This window comes from Emticicia fontis, assembly GCF_054779675.1.
In genome coordinates this window covers 649138-668120 of sequence record NZ_BAAGXU010000037.1, presented here as the reverse complement: position 1 = coordinate 668120, position 18983 = coordinate 649138, and the positions used below count along the sequence as shown (strand labels likewise).

Here is an 18983-nt window from a genome sequence, read left to right as displayed (position 1 = left end):
AGGGGTTCAAAATTTTGAACCCCTAACAGCATATATCTTATTTCACCAAAAACCAAAAAGCCACAGAGACCAATCTCTGAGGCTTTTTATGTATCATCGTAAGGTTGAGAAATCTTATCTGTTTTCTAATTCTACAAACGGGCGCAAAGTAGCACCAGTGTAGATTTGACGAGGGCGGCCGATTGGCTCTTTGTTGGCTCTCATTTCTTTCCATTGTGCAATCCAACCCGGAAGGCGACCTAATGCAAACATTACGGTAAACATATTGGTCGGAATACCCAAGGCCCGGTAAATAATACCAGAATAGAAATCCACGTTTGGATATAGTTTTCTTGACACGAAATAATCATCGTGCAAGGCTGCTTCTTCCAATCCTTTGGCAATTTCTAATACAGGGTCGTTTACACCTAATTTACCTAAAATATCGTCAGCCGCTTTTTTGATGATTTTGGCACGTGGGTCGAAGTTTTTGTAAACTCTATGCCCGAAGCCCATCAGACGGAAACCTGAGTTTTTATCTTTGGCTTTGTTCACAAATTTCATCACATCACCCCCATCAGCCTTAATATCTTCCAACATTTCAATCACTTCCTGGTTTGCACCACCGTGTAGCGGGCCCCATAAGGCTGAAATACCAGCCGAGATAGACGAATAGATATTAGCTTTTGATGAACCTACCAGACGCACTGTTGAAGTTGAACAGTTTTGCTCGTGGTCGGCATGAAGAATCAATAATTTGTTCAGAGCCGCAGAAACCACAGGGTCAACTGTATATTCTTCTACCGGCAATGAGAACATCATATGTAGAAAATTCGAGCAATAATCTAATGAGTTTTTAGGATAATTGATTGGGTGTCCGTTTGATTTTTTGTAACACCAGGTAGCTAGTGTAGGGAATTTAGCTAACAAACGGATAATATGTGTTTCGGTATGGTCGGGCACTTTATCATCATACGAATCAGGATAAAACCCACTCATCGCACTCACCATCGCCGACATCACGCCCATTGGGTGCGCATTTACCGGAAAACCATCAAATATGCGACGCATATCTTCGTTTACCAGTGTATGTCTGCGAATAGCCGTATCAAATTGATCGTATTGCGCTTTATTTGGCAATTCGCCATTAATCAACAAATAAGCTACTCCTAAGAAGTTCGCTTTTTCAGCCAAATCTTCAATGGCATAGCCGCGGTAGCGTAGTATTCCTTCTTCACCATCCAGAAAAGTAATGGCGCTCTTGGTCGCTCCAGTATTTTTATAGCCGCTATCGATTGTTATGTAACCTGTTTCATCACGGAGTTTGGCGATGTCAATCGCTTTCTCTCCTTCCGAACCTTCTATGGTAGGGTATTGGTAGGATTTACCATCAATTATTAATTCTGCTGTACCAGCCATAAAAACATTAAGATTATTTTGTGGTTATCAATTATATTGATGAATTATTTCGCTAATTCCGTTGCAATAATAACAAAAAAAGCGTAAAAATAACCATCCGCCATTAAATATTTGTTAAGGCAACTAAAATTTAATCTGCGCCCTTACTATCGGGGTGTCAAATTTACAATTTCTTAAATTATAACCCCCACCTTTTCAAAAAAGTTTGTGTTTTGGCAAAAAGATACTCATTTTAAAAACTGCTTAACTTAAATTTTTCGAATCAAAATGTTTATTTTTTATCAAGACAAGGCGCTAAAACCGGAGCTTAGCAGAGCTAAGTGAGGATTTTAGTAACGCAGTATTGACAAAAAAGAAGCATTTTGAACGAAATAAGATTAAGTTAAACAGTTTTTCTAAAAAATGTTTGTAGCTTCACTTTCCGAAAATCTTAGATGTTATGCTCACAGCTATTTTAATCGACGACGAGAAAGGGTGCCTTGATACCCTTGAAATAGAGCTCCAAACCTATTGTGCCGACGTAAAAGTACTTGCCAAATTTCAGTCTGCCGAAAAAGCACTCGAAATATTAGAGACCATCCGCCCCGATATGATTTTTCTGGACATCAGCATGCCACAGATGAACGGTTTCGATTTTCTGCTGAAAATTCCGAAAATCAATTTTGAAGTCATTTTCTGTACAGCTTACGATGCCTATGCCCTCACGGCCTTCGAGTTTTGTGCCATAGATTACCTCCTGAAACCCATCTCTAAAGATAAGCTCATCAGAGCCGTAGATAAGGTTCGCCAGAAACAAAGCAAACAGGTAGATATACAGAATTTAGAGTTGCTTCTGGCCAATATGCGTGGCGGAATCCACCACAAACCAAATGTGGCCGTACCCACACCCGAGGGCCTGGAGTTTATCTCTATCAACGACATTATCTATGCCGAAGCCGATGGCAATTATTCAAGAATCATGATGGGCAATAAAGAAAAGGTATTGATTTCAAGAACATTGAAGGATCTGGAGACCTTGCTTTCTAATCACCCATTTGTGCGCATCCATCAATCATATCTGGTAAATCTGACACATATCAAAAAATATATCAAAGGCGAAGGTGGCTATGTAGTGATGAACAACGGCACCAGCCTACAGGTATCCAGAGCCAACCGGATGAAATTGATGGAATTGGTGCGGTGATGGTGTCTCAAATCGCGTGATATGAAACGCACCATTTATACAACCTCACATAAACACAAAAACACGCGAACGACAGCGACTGAAGTCGCCGTCTAAGAAAACAAAGGAATATTTTTTATGTAAGCCGGACTTAAGTCCGGCGATGTATACAGAAAAAATCCCGCGCGGCGTCCGCTTTGTTATCTTAGCCCCCGAATTCCATAACACGGGCACATCAATACCCCAAACAGCCATAATAGCCATACACAAATAACAAACTATTTCACCTTGAGATTCCTTCTCACTTTTATACTCCTACTAACCCTCTCCACCACCTGTTTTGCCCAAAAAACAGACACCATTACTATTACCAAAAAATTTATTGATAATCAGGTTATCCAATGCACCGAACAAGCCCTGCTCTATATCGATTCCAGTGGCAAAGCACCCGTTCAACAGATTGACAAACAGTTTTTTATTCCTTTAAACGCCTTTCGTTTCCAACCATTGGCTTTTGATTATTTCGGATATGTTTTCTGGATTAAACTCACAGTCACCAATCCGACCAACGTGGTGATTCCTGCCCTATTCACGGCAGGGGTACACAAGCGCACAGAGATATTTCGCAAGGTCAATGGTAAATTTGTATTGCTGCAATCAACCCAACAGGATTTGCTGCCGCATGAACGCCCCTTTCGGTATGATGAAAAATACGTTCCCTTAAAATTTGCGCCCGGCCAGACCTACGAATTACTCATTAAAGTAAGCGAGCATCCCCAGCTATACATGAGCCTGAAACCCAAACTCGTGAGCTACGGCTGGGAATATGACGATAAAATGCGGGCCTTCTTTGACGAATACCGCTACCTGATTGCCGACGGCTTCTTTGCGTCCATTCTGTTTTTTGTTTCTATTTATATCCTAGTTTTATACTTTGTAGAGCACCGGCGCTACTATGCCTATTATGCGGGCTATCTGTTTTTTATCCTGCTGTTTGCCATGTGGGGTATCGAGCACTCACCCTATATGCGGGTGTTTTTTAGTTTCATTCCTTTCCTGAAATTCTCGGCCAATAACAATACTTATGCCCTCATCTCGAATATCTTCTATTTCCTGTTTATCAGCGATTTCCTGGAATTAGAGAAAACCGCTCCACAATTCGAGAAATTTGTCAGGCTCTATATCAAGGTTCTGTATGTATTGCTCATTGCCGATACCCTGATTAATTTTGTTTTTAAGGCCTACCAGATAGGCGGCTATGTCTGGATACTCACGCAGCCAATCATCGCCTTTTTCGGAATTTACTCCACCATTATGGTGCTTAACCAGAAAGGGGCTTTTGTCAAATACATCAAATGGGGTTCTATTGCCCTCTTACTAGGTGTTATCCTCGGATTCTTAGAACAGATTCTGATGATGAAGCCCTTCGAAAACGTAATTATGCGGTTAGCCCTGAGTTTGCCTTTCAATATTGGTGTAGTGGTCGAAATCCTGTGTTTTTCTACGGCTCTGGGTTATAAAACCTGGCTGCGCCAACGCAACCGTAATTTGCTGATGAAATCGGTGAAAGAATCAGATTTACGGACCTTACGCTCGCAGATTAACCCGCATTTTATTTTCAATAGCCTCAATGCCATCAAAAGTTATATTCTCAACCACCGCTCGGTAGAGGCGGCTGAGTACCTGACAGATTTCTCAACCCTGATGCGGTCTATTCTGCAACATTCTAAAGATAAACTGATTCCACTTGCCGACGAGCTTGAAACAACACTGCTATATGTAAAACTGGAAATGCTGCGCTTTGGTGATGAATTTGAGTTCATCTATCATCTCGATAAAAAAATAGACACCGACGAAACCCTGATTCCGCCTATGCTTTTACAGCCATATATTGAAAATGCCATCAAGCACGGCCTCATGAATAAACCCAATAACAGAACCTTATCTATAAGCCTGGAAGCCTTGCCCTACAAAACCCTGATTGTGATTGAAGATAACGGTATCGGACGGGAACAGGCATCTTTGCTACGCAAAAACATTTTCAAGCACCAGTCAATGGGCATGAATATCAACGACGAACGGATAAAACTGCTGGCCATGACCAACGACTGGCATATAGACATACAGATTATTGACAAAAAAAACGCCACCGGCCAATCCGAAGGCACCAAGGTAATGATTTATTTACCGATGATTGATTAGATGAGAAAACAACCCGCAGCGGCGGCCGCCCATCCCCAACCCTTCCGCGCGGCGGACCGTCCCAACAATGGGGAAGGGAGCAAGAGTTTTCTGTGCCATAAATGGCACAGAAAACTCTCTTTGTCCCCTCCCCACTGTTGGGGAGGGCTAGGGTGGGGTCTTTTCATACTTTGCCTCATCACCCTATCACCCCCCACCCACGCGCAAGTCCGCCTATACTTTGAACTCGAAAAAAATGGTTTTCTGGATTGCGCCGATAGCACGTATCTCTTTATTGATTCTACCCGACAAGTGCCACTGCAAAGCATTCCCAGGCAGAGGTTTGTCAAACTTAAAAGTCTGGAGATACCACAGGCATTTTCCGGTGGCTACAGATACGATTACTGGCTAAGATTATCGGTACACAACCTAACAAATGATACCCTCGATTTGCTATTGACAACAGGCTTGCACCGCTCGGTAGAACTATACAGAAATATCTATAACCAGTTGATAGAACTCTATAAAACCAACGAAAATCTGCTACCCCATCAACGGATGTTCCGGTATGACGACCAGTATATTCCGATTCGGTTTCTGCCCGGCACACATTATCAGCTATACATCAAAGTAAACGATTATCCCAAGAAAGACTTTATCCTGCAACCTAAGCTGGTGAGTTATTTCTGGGAGAATCACCATAAGGTAAAGGCATTTTATGACGAATACATCTATCTCATCAATAACGGGCTCATTATCTCTATCCTGTTTTTCGTGGCCCTGTTTGTATTCATGTTTTATATACTTGACCGACAGAAATATTATCTCTATTATGGGTTTTATACGGCTTCTCTGGGCTTCTTTAATCTATGGGAATACGAACATTCGCCCTATTTCCATTTACTATTCAGCTATCTGCCTTTCCTGAAATACACAGGCAATAGCAATGTTTATATTCTGCTCACCCAGATTTCGTATTATCTATTTGTCTACGATTTTCTGGAACTGAAAGAGAAATACCCTGGTCTCGGTTTACTATTCCGCCGGGTTATCAGAACATTGCTGGTCTTTCTGGTACTCGATGTCATTGTACTCTTTGTTTTCGGACGCTTGGATTGGAGCGATTCTTTCTACTGGTTTTTTCAGGGAGTTTTCCCTATCCTGAATATTATTTTACTGGTGCTGGTCTTCCGAATCAAAGGCAGAATTGCTCGCAATATCAAGATAGGTAGTACTTTTCTGATGCTGGGCGCCTTTGCCGGATTCATGACCCAATGGCTAAGTCATGAATCTTACGTGCTCCTGCGCATCGAGCCAAGTATCGTATTTATGCTGGGCACGCTCACCGAAATCTTTTTCTTTTCGATAGCCATTGGTAGCCGGAGTTATCAGATTCAGAAAGAGCAGAATTCCCTGTTCAAAGCTATGAAAGAATCTGAACTGCGTACCCTACGCTCACAGATAAATCCGCATTTTGTATTCAATAGCCTGAACTCCATCAAGAGTTATATCCTGACCCACCGTCCGGTAGAAGCCGCCGAATATCTCACCGATTTTTCGATGCTGATGCGGTCGATTTTGCAATATTCCAAGGAACAGTTAATTTCATTGACTGATGAACTGGAAACGGCAGTGCTCTATATCAAACTGGAAAAACTACGCTTTGAAGATAATTTTGAGTTTATCTATGAATTAGACGAAACCATTGATACCGACGAAATCTTTGCCCCGCCGATGCTCTTGCAGCCCTATATCGAAAACGCCATCAAGCACGGGCTGATGAACAGACAGGAAAAGCGCATGCTGGCACTGAAAGTGAAACAACTGACCGAATCCATAGAAATCATTATTGATGATAATGGTATCGGCCGCGAACAAGCCTCTTTACTACGCAAAAACATACCGAAATACCAGTCTATGGGTATGAATATCAACGATGAGCGCATCAAACTCCTGAGCCAGGCCAACGACCTGCATATCCAGATTATGATTGAAGACAAAAAATCAAAAGACGGCACCCCACAAGGCACAAAGGTAACGATACATATACCGCTATAGCCCCCCCGCCCCTAAAGGGGTGCTTCAAATTCGCAGCCAACTATTCTACGACCAATATGTAGGGGGGGGGCGGTTCTTCCCAAATACTAACCGAAACCTACCAAATATCTTCCAAATCCGCCAAATACTAAATGCATATTGAGGGATATTCTTTTTCTTATCAAATTTGACTCACCATATTATAATCCCTTTTTTGAACAGCCATGAGAAAATTTTTTATTAAGCCATCCTATTGTGATCCTCAAATGATTTGGTTCGATCACGGAAAAACCTGTGTTCAACCAGATGAGGTCGTGTATTTAAGTAGTTTAGAGAATTACACCGAGTTTCATCTCAAATGCGGCAAGAAAGTAGTTTCTTCACGCACTTTGGGGGTTCACGAAAAACAATTGGTAGAAAAAGGGCATTTTGCCCGTATTCACCGCAAGTTCATGCTAAACCTGCAATACCTGAAACGTATAGAGTCGGTAGGTGAAGAGCACATCGCTCACCTCACAACCGGCGACAAGATTGTCGTTTCAAGAAGAAAAGCAAGAACACTCATTCATCAATAAAAGATGCCATAAACCATCTGAGACATCATTTAAAAACGCGCAAAGCCTTGAGAAATCAGGGCTTTGCGCGTTTTTGGGAGTAGACCTATTTTCAGTAATTACATTATTAATCAGGAAGACTATATAGTTCCTTTAAAGTTTTGTAAGGTGTATTAGCGCTCAACCTACCTCCTGCTGTCATTGGGACAACTACCGTTCTGAATTTATAACTTGAAGGCCCATTTTCCTTGTACCTCCATTCACTTAGAAACGTAAGACCTGAACTGCCGTAGGTTACTCGCATATCAACAACATTTATAGAAGACCCGTCAGCCTCAAAGACTGCATCATTTACAATCGGTAGAGGTTCAATTAAATTAGAACTTAGTACATAAGTTATCGCATATTCTGAATTTGGCTTGAAATTAGGAATTATGTAATCTTCGACAGGCCCCGGAAGATTTCCTGCCCATGTTAAAGTGTAATTATAATATCTTGCAGTAGACGCATTTGTCCCTGCTGGACCTTGAGGTCCTGTAGCACCTTGTCGACCTGTGGCTCCTGTAGCCCCGGCTGAACCCGTCGCCCCAGTCATTCCAGTAGCCCCAGTTGGCCCGGCAGGACCAGTATCACCTTTGGCACCAGCGGCTCCGGCAGGCCCTTGTAGCCCCTGCGGCCCTTGTGGTCCCTGGTCGCCTTTACAGGCATTGAGCATAATAATAACAGCAGAAAGAAGGAGAAGTCTTTTCATTGGAATAAGAATAAAGGTTAATAATCTAACAGTTTCGAAAAAGTAACCATTATCCACTTCATGACCAAATATTCTTATTATCCGGTATATTTTCTATTGATGGTCGAATATCCGAAGTGTGCATTTTATTTTTTGTCTTCGTGTGCAAACCCAATAAGCCTTCCTAAACATAAAAAATTACCAAAACCAAAAAATCTATTAATTCAATCAAAACCCATTCTTATCCAGAAATACCCCTAGCATCAAACAAGCCAACATACTGCTCAGCTCGGTAGAGTGGGTCATTTTTTGTTCTCTTACCAGATTTATTGCGGTTTTCAGTTGAGAAGTATCAACAAAATAGCCGTAAGTAGGATTCTTCATTGTCACTCGCGTAAGAGTCATTAATCAACCAACTCCGCACATTCTTTACCCAATATACCTTTTACAATGACTGGTGGTTCAGCCCATTTGGTAATGGTCGTGTCTATTAATAAAGGTAAGGCAGAGCTGAAACCACCAATTTCTCCTGTCCTGAGACCCATAACCACTAATGGGATTTTTGTATGTCGTATCATATATGAGCACATAATACAGGGTTCATGCGTAGTATAGAGCACACAATCTGATAAATCCTGTTTTCCCAAGTACTTGGTAGCATGACGTATGGCTTCTATTTCGGCATGATAGGTAATATCCTGATGTGCTTTTCCGCCTTCAATTCCCCGGCCTATCACCAAACCATTTTGTACGATGATTGACCCCACAGGACTTTCGCCTCGCTGCCTGGCAATTTTAGCAAGGTCAATACAAACCTTCATATAGGTTTGGTGTACTTTCATTTGTTCCCTATCCATCTGGCGTAATTATTAAAGAAGAATACTCAACGCCCCTTACCCTTTTTCGGAGGGTCGTTAAACAGAAGACCTTGGTGGACGTCTATACTGAAAGGAATAGAGATTTTGCTTAAAAGAATTCCCGCTTCATCAATGTTGAAATAGAACATTGCCCACTCATTCACACATATATTCAACTGGTCTGCTGAAAAATAATGCTCAATGTATTCCATTTGTCCATCAGCTATTATCTGTTTCAGGTCATTATGGGAAGTATTGCCATCTATCTCGGCCGAACCAAATTTAATAATAGACTCACCTTTATATTTAGGGTCGATATAGACTGAACCCAGAAAATCATTCGAATAACTCCATTGAATATTGCCTGTCCTGAAAATTCTGGAATCCGACTTGCCTGATATGAATACATCAAACGGAACCTGGATTTTCTCATAAAAAAGAGCAATTGGGCTATGCATAGGCACGCCCAAAAAGTCTCCTGGTGTAGTGGGTATGTCAATGATATCTAGCAAAGCATTTATCTTCTATAATTGGCACTATTAGCTGCCTTATTCAATTCTCCTTGAAACTCACTCATCGTATACAATTTATAATAGAGCGGCATTTCTTTTTTCCTGTCTTTATTCTTTACCCACATTTCTTTCGGCATCTCTTTATTCATTCCATAAACAACATTGTTGGAGGTATAGGTAAGAACCGAAAGCGTATTGCTTTGAATGAAGGCCATATCCTTAGGCTTTTTCCTTTCGTCTATCTTGGAGCCGGGATGTGCTCTTTCCAGCGAATCTTTCATGTTTTTAACAGATTCCTCATTTTCATGACGTTCTCGTGCCTCAGAAAGATATTTTTCCATGCTTGATTCATATACCTGTCTGCCGGCAATTAAATCCTGCGATGTTAAATTGATGACACCTAAACCTTCTGTAGGAACATTATATTTCAATACCTTCCCATCAACTTTAATGGTAAATACGGTATCTTCAATATTCTCTCCAAGAAAATAAAATTCTTTAAACACCAGGCCTTTATCCTTGTCAGATAAGGTAAAATCCTTATTCAGCAGTTCGGGAGTTGTCTCGTTGGTGATGACTAAAATTGTACTTTTTTTGGAAGAACAGGAAGCCAGGGTGATTAAAATCAGTAATAGAAAGAGTTTAGAACCAAATAGCCTTTTTTTAGCAGTAGTTAATGTTTTCATAAAGCGGTTGTTATCGGTTTTTACTTTAATAATTGGTTTTTGATTTAAAATATGAATGATCTACAAATTTACGATGATCGGGATGCAGGTGTTGTTTTACAAATCATACTTTTCCTGTCTCAATAAAATACTTTAGGTCAGTGCCATTATCCAACGAAATTTGCCCGAATGTAAATGATTGTCTATACCTAAGGCCTTTAAAATCACCATACGTTTTATCCTTTGCCTCTTCCATGCTTCCGGTAATAGTTTGTCCGTTCTCATGTGTGATGAGTCGTTGGGTTGTCAGAATACTATAATTATCGGCGTCAATCATTGTTGAGCAGATAAAGCGCTCGTTCTCTGCCAGTTCAAGTGGAAGAGCCGAATAAGGGAATTCTGTGTTAGATTCGTAGAACCTTGTCCATTTAAAGTCATAAGGTTTTATGGTATGCCTTTTAATCGCAGCAATGCATATATTATGTTTTGATTTGTCGGTTTTAGTCATTCTTAGTTACAGCTTTTATGCTTCAGATGGCAATTTAAAGATAATTTCAGTCTTTATAATCATCAATGTTATTATTATTGGCTTGTGCGAGATACTTCACTTATCAGTTATCCGAAATATATTATTGCCAATTTCTTTGCCTGATTGCCCTACCATTCTATCCCATTCTTTTTCCGGTGAAAACCACTCCCGAATCCTTGTAAAGTCCGGCACATTTTCGCCTTTTAATTCGTATAATTCTTCGATGAAATCGTTTTTAAAGTTCAGCAATTGACTATCGTTATTTTCTCTTGCCCTATCAAGCAAAAGTTTTTCAGCTTGATGTAAGTTATCAAACAATTCAAATAACTCCCATTTCTTCCAATAATCAATTTTGGATAGCTTTCCTGTAGAGGTCATTCTTTTCTTATAAAATCGTTTGAGTATTCTGAACATCCGCTGGTCTCAATCTGCTGTTAATTGGTAAATATGCGAAAACTTTACCAATTAAAATACCGTTTCTGCTTAGTTTTATTTAGCCAATAAGCCATCAATAAAACTTTTCAAAATTTAATTTGCGAAACCAGATAGTTGCACATATATTTGCAACCAGATAATTGCACAATGGAAACCAGACGAGATATATTTCAAGCGATAGTTGACCCGACGAGACGGGCGATTATCACCCTCATTGCCCTACAGGCAATGACACCAAACGCCATCGCCGAACACTTTGATACCACCCGACAGGCTGTTTCGAAACACTTACGCATTCTGACTGAGTGCGAACTGGTGACACAAAAACAGCAAGGCCGGGAAATCTTTTACCAACTGGAAATAGACAAAATGAAAGAAATCGACCAATGGCTGGCCCAATTCAGGGAGATTTGGGAAGCCCGCTTTAACCAATTAGACGAAGTATTAGCAACACTCAAAAATTTAAAAAAATGACATCAGCCTTATTATTCGACTTTATCGTTGATAAAGAGAACAGAACGATTACCATTAAACGTGAGTTTGATGCAGACCTCGCAATGGTTTGGGAGGCCTGGACAAACCCCGAAATTCTGGATAAATGGTATGCCCCGAAACCCTACCGTGCCGAGACCCAAACGATGGATTTCAGAGAGGGAGGTTTCTGGCACTACGCTATGATTAATCCACAAGGTGAAAAACAAGGTTATAGCCGATATGATTACCAGAAGATTGAGCCTCAGAAAAATATTACTGAATTAAGAGGATTCAGTGATGCAAACGGAACTATCAACCCGAATTTTGCCCGTACCACCGCCACCAACGATTTCAGCGAAGCAGATGGTAAAACATTGGTAAAGATTCATGCCCAGTATGGAAGCGCAGAAACGCTTGAATTTATAGTGAAAAACGGATTTATAGAAGGCATGTCGGCTTGTTTTGGTAATCTGGATGAATTGTTGGCTGGTTTGAAGAAATAAACAATATTTTGAATCAATTTGGCAGTCGAAAGGCTGCTAAATTGATTTACCATAATAATAGGTAGCATGAACACACAAGAACAAATCAAAGAATACATCGCCCGTCAACCAGAAAAAAAACGTAGCGAAATGCAAACCTTGCATGAACTTATACTACGCGCTTTACCAGAGGGCAAATTATGGTTTACGGACGGTAAAGACAGCGATGGGCGTGTGATTACCAACCCTACCATCGGTTATGGACTATATACCATACACTATGCCAATGGAACCACAAGAGACTTTTTTCGGATTGGTTTGCTCGCCAACTCAACCGGAATTTCGGTGCATATACTGGGTATAAAAGACAAGACCTTTTTACCCCAAACCTATGGAGTAAAACTAGGCAAGGCGAGTGTGACGGGCTATTGTATCCGATTCAAAAGCCTGCAAGATATACATATTGATGTGCTTGAAGCAGCCATCAGATATGGGGCTGAGTTGCCGAATGAGGCTTAGCAGCTTAGTTTTTTTTAGAATATAAGGCTAATTGGCGTGCATGCTTTTCAGCAGCTCATAGAATTTTTTCACGGCTTTCTTTTCATAGACTTCCTTGAGCGATAGCATCATAATCGTTCGCTTCATGTTTTTTCCATCGATGTGGATACCTACTACTTCGGGGTCGTTTACACTGGTATCGCTCAATATGGTGTGCCAATACCCTGTTTTTACGATTTCAAATAAAGTCGGAATATCATTGATTTCCATACAGATATTAGGCTCCAGATTCTCTTGTCCGAATGATTCAACAAAGAATTGAATCGTGCTATACCCACTGAAAGGCAAAGCCAAAGGTAGTTTGGCCACTTCGTCAAGCGATATACTGGTTTTTGTTGCCAACAACGATTTCTTCGCGGTTACCAAAACCATATTGGCTCTCAAAAGTGTCTGGCATTTCAGGTGTGGCTCTTTCAAGTCTTCATGGAATGTCAGGATAAAATCAAAATGGTATAAATTAAGTTTTTCGAGCAGGTCTTTGGTAGTGCCAAAAACCACCTGGATTTTGATATTGGGATATTGCCTGGCAAACTCGATTAATGTTCTGGCAAAAAGAATCCGCATGGAATAAATCACGCCTATGACTATTTTTCCGGTATTGAGATTTTTCAAATCTTTCAGCACCAATAAGCCCTCATTGGCTCTGTTGATACTTTGCAGGGCATATTCACCAAATATCTCACCGGCTTCGGTCAGGTTTATTCGTTTGCCGACACGGTTAAACAAAGGCACATTCAATTCATCTTCCAGCTGCTTGATTTGCTGCGACAGTGTACTCTGACTGATATTCAGCACCCTTGCGGCTTCTGTAAAATTTAATAATTCCTTGGCTTTTAAAAAGTATCTGAGTTGACGGAGTTCCATATTTTTAAATCGGTTTTATCGATTGATTTTATCGAAAAATAGCGTTTTGCAAATTTAGACACTATTCCGATATTTGTAGACTTCAATTACAGATAGTACATTTTAAAACTTAATTTTATATCAATCATGAAGTTTACACTTATTGCATCGCTATTAATGTTGACCATTGGATTCGCAGCATTTAGTCAGGAAAAACCATCTGCTAAACCAGAAAAAGGTTTGATTAAAATATCAGTTATGTATCCTTATGCCGAAGGCAAAACCTTTGATATGGCATACTATGAAACCAAACACATGCCGATGGTAGCAGGCTATTTAGGCACAAATCTGGTAAAATATACCATCGAAAAAGGGCTTGCGAGTGGCATTCCAAACCAACCCCTACCCTACATGGCTATTGGTACTTTCTATGTCAAAAGCCTAAGTGAGTATCAATCTGCCATTGCACCTAATAGAGATGCAATCAGAGCAGATTTTACCAATTATACGAATGTAGCTCCGGTGATTTTTGTTAGTGAGGTGGTGCGGTGAGTGGGGTAAGCATCCATTATTCAATCAATTGCCTCCTGCTTTAGCTGGAGGTACTAATATTGTATCATCATTATTGGCTTTAGCCAAATCTTCGGATTACCCCTGTTTAGGATTTGGCTAAAGTCAATAATGATTTTTTCTTTTGTTACCCCCCATTTGAAAATGGGGGCTATTGAGTCAATTGATTCTTACTTTAGTTTTATTTAATCTTCGTCCTCCTCAATAATAACAATATTTTTATCTTCAATATCTTGTATAAAAGCACCGAGACTTAGGTTAAGTGTATAATTAGCTTCTAGCACTCTTCTTTTTTTATATTCACCTACTACTTTTTCATAATGTATTCTATTCTTGTTGCTTGGGTCAATATAAAAGCCATATTGACTTGGCAATATCTCATTTAGAGTACCTATACAATTGGTTGTTTTTCTGTATTTTGCTGGTTTTGTACGAAAATATAATGGTAACAACCAACATTCAATTGAATCGACTGAAATAGCAAATATTATTCTGTCTTTATACTTTCTATATGTAGATTGACTTATAAAATCAATTAGTTTTTCTTTTATCTTGGCGACTACTTCAATGACAGTATCCTCGTTATTGAGTATATTTCTACATTCTTCAATTATACTTTCACTTCGAAATATATCTGTATCAATCTGAATTATTATATAGTCTACAGAATCAAAAGCATCAGTTAATTTAATTGACTTAATATACTCAATTACTTTGTGCCAATTTCCGTGTCTTGAACCTTCATCGGTAGCATCCAGATTTGGTTGGAGGGGTCTAATATCCAAATCCTTTTTACTAAACCATCCTGCTAGAATAAAGGTAATTATCGTCTGGTCTGTTACTCCTTCTGTGACTAATCCAAAAGATGCCATTTGTTAAAAATTATTTGGTAAGCCTCCTAAATATCCTCGTAAAAACTGTTCTGACAACTTTACAGGGTCTTTTGTTTCAGCTGTAGTTTTCTTTTTAATTCTTTTTATTGTAGTTTCTCCTTCTATGTTTCTATTTGCTACAAATAATCTCTGCTCTTCATCGTTAAGGTTTAGCCCATCCAAAATTGCTGGATTGTGAGTAGTAAAAATGACTTGTTTATCATATTTTTTTGCAAGTCTTGTTAGTATTTTTATTAGCTCACTACAAAGTTTCGGATTTAGTGCTACATCAATATTATCAATTGCAAAAAATTTAGGAGTAAATTTTGAAGTAAAAAGAGCAAAATAAAATAATAAGTAAAGAAATCCTTCGTTTGAACTTCTTTGATCAAAATATTTTAAATCTTCATCAAGATAGCGGTCTTTAATTCTAATTTTCCTATCATTAAATTTTAAGTCTTTGGGAATTTCGAATTTTTCAAACCAATCTATTATCTCCATATTTGCAACCAATTCTTCAAATTCTTCAGGAGTTTCGGAACTCATAATGGTAATTAACTTAAACAAGCCTTCTCCTTTGATTCCTAAAGGCTCGATTTGAGATTCATCCTCAAACTTTCTAAGAGAAGAATTTTCAGGAGCATAAATTAAAAAATCTGCAAAAACTTCAATATTTTCACTTATAAATTTTTGATAATACTCTTCAGTAGTTCCTTCCAATATTGACTCTCTTAGCCTATTGGCAATACTACGCCTCATTTCATCATCAAAAGCTCTAATAACTAAATCTTCTGCATTGCTACCGCTAACTTTAGACAATTCTGAAATTATCTCATCTTTTAAAGATAATTCTATTTCATTTACTTGGTTGTCAATGTTTAGATCAAATTTTTCGATAACCCAAGGTTCTATAGCCTTTTTAATTTTGTGTTTATATACTCCCGGAAATGAAGTTTCTTCTAATACTCTCCAGTCTGAAAATGGCTTATCGTCTATTATTAGTTTTATTGGAAAAGTATCATCAGTCTGTAATTTAAACACAATTGAAATTTCTTTCTTCTTTATCTCACTTTTAAAACCAGAATACATCCATTGCGATTCAGTAACTCTAATTCCTCTTGAAGTTAAAAATTCGTTACTTAATTTCCCCTCCAATCCAGCAACACCCATAGCAATCGCCTCTAAAATATTACTTTTACCACTACCATTTGCCCCAATAATCACATTCACTCTTCCTAATTTAAGAGTTAAATCCTGAATTGATTTAAAATTTTGTATATTAACTTCTTTAACCATTAATTTTATTTATTTTTCTATTAGAACAGCAATTTATAGAAAATCGTTAGATTTTTAATGTTAATTGTTTTTATTGTACTTTCTCAAAATTTCATGGAAATTATTTTCTCAGGCAGAAAAACGATTTTCTCAAAAAAATTAACATAAGGTAAATGCCATAACCCTCTACCCCAACAAAAAAAACGCCCCAGGCCAAGCCCGGAGCGTTTCCAAATTTATAGACTATTAACAATTAGTTGCCGCCTGCTCTGCGTTGTTCGGCTTCTGTGGCTGTGCTGCGGTTGCGGGCATTTTTCACGTTCTGGTTACCGAATTTGTAATTGAACGATACGCGTACCATTCTACTATCCCAACGGTTGTTTAGCGTCATATTTACCCCTGCAAACTCGGTTTTGCCACGCCAGAAGCTCGTTAAGAAAATGTCGTTTACGTTCACACGAATCGTACCTTTTTTCTTCAAGATGCTCTTTTGTAAACCTGCATTGACCGCATATTGCGCTTTACCCTGCATGATACCGTATATATTTGGCGAGTTGTACCACATCGATACTTCTGCCGACAAGTCTTTTGGTAATTTAAAGTTCTGACTTGTATAGAAGTTGTATGCCCATTGGCCTACGTTCAACTGCTGGTCTGATACTTCACCCTTAAACTTGTTATAATAGAACGAAAAGTTGTTTTGAGAATTCCACCATTTAGTAATTGGCACCGGAGCACTGAAATTGATGTTGATATTCTCAAATCTGGCAATATTGTCTGTGGTAGCAAAGGTGATTTTCTCAGGGTCAATGCCTTGAATGTTGTTATATTTTTTCAATTTCTCCAATACTTCCGGTACATTCACCGCATTCTTGATTACTTCCGACATAAAATCGTTGGTGATGCTATAGCCTACACTGGTTACAAATCCTTGTTTATACGTATGTGTCAATTCGAACGAGTTGGTGTATTGTGGCATCAGATATTCGTTACCCAACTGATACGTGTATGGGTCAAGGAAATAAATGAATGGGTTCAATGAATTATATCCCGGACGGTCGATACGGCGGCTATATGAATACGTCAACTGGTTGTCTTTGTTGATGGTTTGCGTTAAAAACACACTTGGGAACAACTTCACATAATTACGCTCGCGAGACTCATTCAAAGTTACTGATTTCCCTTCTGAGTGTGTGTGTTCTACACGTAAACCTGCCTGCAAAGTAAATTTCTTGCTTAATTGCGAATTAAAGTTGGCATAAGCCGCATTGATATTTTCGGTATAGATAAAGTAGTTCGTACGTCCTTTATCCACTTCTCCATTCTGATAGAAACGGATGTCGTTATCCGATTTCACCCAGCTGCTTTTTAGACCAAACTCCAACTTCCCTTTAATTTTTGGCAATGGGTTCACATAATCAGCTTTTACGGCAAAGATATTGTATTTATTTGGCGTATTGCTGGTGATGTTCAACGGTGTGCCATACTCAGTTTCTACTTTATCTACATATTTATAGAATCTTGAAACCATGCCGCGTTCGATACCCTGGTTGTCGTAAACCGAATAGTCAACATCGGCAGTCAACTCTTTTCCGGTCGAATCAAATGTATGTTTAAAGTTGGCGTTGAATGTGGTATTTGTCCAGGTTCTCAAAGTGCTTGAGGTTGTCACTAAACTTGAATCAGGCGTAACTTCACCAATCTTTTTCATATAAGTGATGTTGCGGTTCGGGTTTTTACTTTCCCATGAACCCACGTTTCCGGTTACCAAAACCCCTAATGTAGTCTTTTTAGTAGCATAATAATCTGCCCCTACTTTATAACTGAAATTCTGGTTAAACTGATAACGGTAGGCGTATTGCTCAAAGGTTTGTCCACCAATTTCTCTTACAAAAGCATTATTGTTGAATCGTTGGTTGTCAGAAAACGTAAGATTCGTAAAAGTATTGAATTTGCCCTGGCGATTGTTTAAATTCAAACTTGTGCTGTATTTTGGCATGGCACCGGGCTTCATTAATTCTACGGCGGTGAGTTCTTTGTTGAGCCCGGTTTTTAGAAAAGGGGGCAAACTCAACGACCCGCCTATCGATACGCTTCCGTTAGTACCAAAGTTTTTGTTTTTCTTGGTTATGATATTAATCACGGCTTTTCCGGCAGCATCATAACGTGAAGAGGGGTTCGATACAATCTCGATTTTCTCAATCTGGTCGCTGTTCATGCTTTTCAGCAAGTTAGCCAGATCACTTTGCGACATATAGGTCTGTTTGCCATCCATCAATATCAAAACGCCCTGTTTTCCTTTTACACTGATATTATCGTTGTTATCCACCGTAATACCCGGCGATTTCTGCAAAACCTCTAAAGCGGTGTTACCGTTGGCCACTATACTGCCTTCAACATTCACTACCAGTTTGTCGGCTTGTTGTTCGATAAACGGCTTTCTGGCGGTTACGGTTACCTCTTTCAGGTTTTGTGTATCCAGTTCCAATTGAACATTAGATAGCTTCACTTCCAGGTTTTCGGCACTGATTACAATCTTCGGAGAGAAATATTTTCTATATCCAACCATCGAAACCGACACGATAAACTGGTTCTGAGTTTCGCTGCTCACAAATTGTTCGAACGAGAATTTTCCTTCTATATCACTTACGCTACCTTTTACCAGGGTTGAGTCTTGTGCTTTTAGCAATAAGACACTGGCAAACGGAAGGGCTTGTTTTTTTTCGTCGTAGAGGCTTCCTGAAATCTTTCCTTTGGTAGTTTGGGCAAAAGAAAGTAAACTCGCTCCTGCCAACAGGAGTGTTAGTAATAGCTTTTTCATTAGATTTAATTATTTACTTAGTAATAGC

The 18983-nt window shown here is 39.3% G+C and carries 20 protein-coding genes; 8 read left to right on the top strand and 12 right to left on the bottom strand.

Features of this window, described 5'->3' with window-relative positions; genetic code table 11:
- Positions 1-114 precede the first annotated feature (114 nt).
- Positions 115-1398 carry a type II citrate synthase gene (locus ACYVFA_RS18740; RefSeq protein WP_460473380.1) on the bottom strand — a complete coding sequence of 428 codons (1284 nt, stop codon included), beginning with the start codon at positions 1396-1398 and terminating at the stop codon, positions 115-117.
- A gap of 439 nt (positions 1399-1837) precedes the next feature.
- On the opposite strand from ACYVFA_RS18740, the gene ACYVFA_RS18735 reads away from it, so the two are divergent.
- The 4 genes from ACYVFA_RS18735 to ACYVFA_RS18720 all read left to right on the top strand — a co-directional run bounded on the left by ACYVFA_RS18735 (position 1838) and on the right by ACYVFA_RS18720 (position 7353).
- Positions 1838-2581 carry a LytR/AlgR family response regulator transcription factor gene (locus tag ACYVFA_RS18735; protein WP_460473379.1) on the top strand — a complete coding sequence of 248 codons (744 nt, stop codon included), beginning with the start codon at positions 1838-1840 and terminating at the stop codon, positions 2579-2581.
- 267 nt (positions 2582-2848) lie between these two features.
- Positions 2849-4762 carry a histidine kinase gene (locus tag ACYVFA_RS18730; RefSeq protein ID WP_460473378.1) on the top strand — a complete coding sequence of 638 codons (1914 nt, stop codon included), beginning with the start codon at positions 2849-2851 and terminating at the stop codon, positions 4760-4762.
- Entirely contained in the window at positions 4763-6799 is a 2037-nt protein-coding gene (locus ACYVFA_RS18725) for a histidine kinase (protein WP_460473377.1), read from the top strand.
- 203 nt (positions 6800-7002) lie between these two features.
- A complete protein-coding gene (locus ACYVFA_RS18720) occupies positions 7003-7353 on the top strand; it encodes a LytR/AlgR family response regulator transcription factor (RefSeq protein ID WP_181841263.1) in 351 nt (116 codons plus the stop codon).
- Positions 7354-7459: 106 nt separating this feature from the next.
- Here the strand turns inward: ACYVFA_RS18720 and ACYVFA_RS18715 are convergent, their stop codons facing one another.
- From ACYVFA_RS18715 to ACYVFA_RS18685, 7 genes are all read right to left on the bottom strand, one after another.
- A complete protein-coding gene (locus ACYVFA_RS18715) occupies positions 7460-8083 on the bottom strand; it encodes a hypothetical protein (RefSeq protein ID WP_460473376.1) in 624 nt (207 codons plus the stop codon).
- 207 nt (positions 8084-8290) lie between these two features.
- A complete protein-coding gene (locus ACYVFA_RS18710) occupies positions 8291-8446 on the bottom strand; it encodes a hypothetical protein (RefSeq protein WP_460473375.1) in 156 nt (51 codons plus the stop codon).
- A 20-nt stretch (positions 8447-8466) separates the two neighbouring features.
- Positions 8467-8919 carry a nucleoside deaminase gene (locus ACYVFA_RS18705; RefSeq protein ID WP_460473374.1) on the bottom strand — a complete coding sequence of 151 codons (453 nt, stop codon included), beginning with the start codon at positions 8917-8919 and terminating at the stop codon, positions 8467-8469.
- A gap of 26 nt (positions 8920-8945) precedes the next feature.
- On the bottom strand, positions 8946-9431 hold the full coding sequence (locus ACYVFA_RS18700) for a hypothetical protein (RefSeq protein ID WP_460473373.1): 486 nt from the start codon (positions 9429-9431) through the stop codon (positions 8946-8948).
- Between the two features lie 5 nt (positions 9432-9436).
- The gene (locus ACYVFA_RS18695) at positions 9437-10117 is read right to left on the bottom strand and encodes a hypothetical protein (protein ID WP_460473372.1); all 681 of its coding nucleotides are present in this window, start codon (positions 10115-10117) and stop codon (positions 9437-9439) included.
- 103 nt (positions 10118-10220) lie between these two features.
- Complete coding sequence (locus ACYVFA_RS18690) at positions 10221-10604, bottom strand: hypothetical protein (RefSeq protein WP_460473371.1); 384 nt, start codon at positions 10602-10604, stop codon at positions 10221-10223.
- Positions 10605-10700: 96 nt separating this feature from the next.
- On the bottom strand, positions 10701-11003 hold the full coding sequence (locus ACYVFA_RS18685; RefSeq protein ID WP_460473370.1) for a hypothetical protein: 303 nt from the start codon (positions 11001-11003) through the stop codon (positions 10701-10703).
- A 204-nt stretch (positions 11004-11207) separates the two neighbouring features.
- Between ACYVFA_RS18685 and ACYVFA_RS18680 the strand changes: the two genes are divergently transcribed.
- The 3 genes from ACYVFA_RS18680 to ACYVFA_RS18670 all read left to right on the top strand — a co-directional run bounded on the left by ACYVFA_RS18680 (position 11208) and on the right by ACYVFA_RS18670 (position 12535).
- Entirely contained in the window at positions 11208-11534 is a 327-nt protein-coding gene (locus tag ACYVFA_RS18680) for an ArsR/SmtB family transcription factor (protein ID WP_116982384.1), read from the top strand.
- Entirely contained in the window at positions 11531-12037 is a 507-nt protein-coding gene (locus ACYVFA_RS18675) for an SRPBCC family protein (protein WP_460473369.1), read from the top strand. The genes ACYVFA_RS18680 and ACYVFA_RS18675 overlap by 4 nt, the downstream gene beginning before the upstream one ends.
- A gap of 66 nt (positions 12038-12103) precedes the next feature.
- On the top strand, positions 12104-12535 hold the full coding sequence (locus ACYVFA_RS18670) for a DUF1801 domain-containing protein (protein WP_460473368.1): 432 nt from the start codon (positions 12104-12106) through the stop codon (positions 12533-12535).
- Positions 12536-12562: 27 nt separating this feature from the next.
- On the opposite strand, the gene ACYVFA_RS18665 is transcribed toward ACYVFA_RS18670, so the two are convergent.
- Positions 12563-13438: a LysR family transcriptional regulator gene (locus tag ACYVFA_RS18665; protein ID WP_460473367.1), complete on the bottom strand. Its 876-nt coding sequence runs from the start codon at positions 13436-13438 to the stop codon at positions 12563-12565.
- A gap of 126 nt (positions 13439-13564) precedes the next feature.
- Between ACYVFA_RS18665 and ACYVFA_RS18660 the strand changes: the two genes are divergently transcribed.
- Positions 13565-13969 (top strand): EthD domain-containing protein, encoded by a 405-nt coding sequence (locus ACYVFA_RS18660; RefSeq protein ID WP_460473366.1) that lies wholly within the window; start codon positions 13565-13567, stop codon positions 13967-13969.
- Between the two features lie 203 nt (positions 13970-14172).
- Here the strand turns inward: ACYVFA_RS18660 and ACYVFA_RS18655 are convergent, their stop codons facing one another.
- The 3 genes from ACYVFA_RS18655 to ACYVFA_RS18645 form a co-directional block, all read right to left on the bottom strand.
- Positions 14173-14859: a hypothetical protein gene (locus ACYVFA_RS18655; protein WP_460473365.1), complete on the bottom strand. Its 687-nt coding sequence runs from the start codon at positions 14857-14859 to the stop codon at positions 14173-14175.
- 3 nt (positions 14860-14862) lie between these two features.
- Positions 14863-16155 carry an AAA family ATPase gene (locus ACYVFA_RS18650; protein WP_460473364.1) on the bottom strand — a complete coding sequence of 431 codons (1293 nt, stop codon included), beginning with the start codon at positions 16153-16155 and terminating at the stop codon, positions 14863-14865.
- 232 nt (positions 16156-16387) lie between these two features.
- Complete coding sequence (locus ACYVFA_RS18645) at positions 16388-18955, bottom strand: TonB-dependent receptor (RefSeq protein WP_460473363.1); 2568 nt, start codon at positions 18953-18955, stop codon at positions 16388-16390.
- Positions 18956-18983: the final 28 nt, after the last annotated feature.

Excerpts from the sequence above, each read along its gene's own strand:
- ACYVFA_RS18685 (WP_460473370.1), bottom strand. The coding sequence starts at position 11,003 with ATGACCTCTACAGGAAAGCTATCCAAAATTGATTATTGGAAGAAATGG.
- ACYVFA_RS18675 (WP_460473369.1), top strand. The coding sequence starts at position 11,531 with ATGACATCAGCCTTATTATTCGACTTTATCGTTGATAAAGAGAACAGA.
- ACYVFA_RS18665 (WP_460473367.1), bottom strand. The coding sequence starts at position 13,438 with ATGGAACTCCGTCAACTCAGATACTTTTTAAAAGCCAAGGAATTATTA.
- ACYVFA_RS18650 (WP_460473364.1), bottom strand. The coding sequence starts at position 16,155 with ATGGTTAAAGAAGTTAATATACAAAATTTTAAATCAATTCAGGATTTA.
- ACYVFA_RS18725 (WP_460473377.1), top strand. The coding sequence starts at position 4,763 with ATGAGAAAACAACCCGCAGCGGCGGCCGCCCATCCCCAACCCTTCCGC.
- ACYVFA_RS18655 (WP_460473365.1), bottom strand. The coding sequence starts at position 14,859 with ATGGCATCTTTTGGATTAGTCACAGAAGGAGTAACAGACCAGACGATA.
- ACYVFA_RS18670 (WP_460473368.1), top strand. The coding sequence starts at position 12,104 with ATGAACACACAAGAACAAATCAAAGAATACATCGCCCGTCAACCAGAA.
- ACYVFA_RS18740 (WP_460473380.1), bottom strand. The coding sequence starts at position 1,398 with ATGGCTGGTACAGCAGAATTAATAATTGATGGTAAATCCTACCAATAC.
- ACYVFA_RS18710 (WP_460473375.1), bottom strand. The coding sequence starts at position 8,446 with ATGAAGAATCCTACTTACGGCTATTTTGTTGATACTTCTCAACTGAAA.
- ACYVFA_RS18695 (WP_460473372.1), bottom strand. The coding sequence starts at position 10,117 with ATGAAAACATTAACTACTGCTAAAAAAAGGCTATTTGGTTCTAAACTC.
- ACYVFA_RS18680 (WP_116982384.1), top strand. The coding sequence starts at position 11,208 with ATGGAAACCAGACGAGATATATTTCAAGCGATAGTTGACCCGACGAGA.
- ACYVFA_RS18660 (WP_460473366.1), top strand. The coding sequence starts at position 13,565 with ATGAAGTTTACACTTATTGCATCGCTATTAATGTTGACCATTGGATTC.
- ACYVFA_RS18705 (WP_460473374.1), bottom strand. The coding sequence starts at position 8,919 with ATGGATAGGGAACAAATGAAAGTACACCAAACCTATATGAAGGTTTGT.
- ACYVFA_RS18720 (WP_181841263.1), top strand. The coding sequence starts at position 7,003 with ATGAGAAAATTTTTTATTAAGCCATCCTATTGTGATCCTCAAATGATT.
- ACYVFA_RS18645 (WP_460473363.1), bottom strand. The coding sequence starts at position 18,955 with ATGAAAAAGCTATTACTAACACTCCTGTTGGCAGGAGCGAGTTTACTT.
- ACYVFA_RS18690 (WP_460473371.1), bottom strand. The coding sequence starts at position 10,604 with ATGACTAAAACCGACAAATCAAAACATAATATATGCATTGCTGCGATT.
- ACYVFA_RS18735 (WP_460473379.1), top strand. The coding sequence starts at position 1,838 with ATGCTCACAGCTATTTTAATCGACGACGAGAAAGGGTGCCTTGATACC.
- ACYVFA_RS18715 (WP_460473376.1), bottom strand. The coding sequence starts at position 8,083 with ATGAAAAGACTTCTCCTTCTTTCTGCTGTTATTATTATGCTCAATGCC.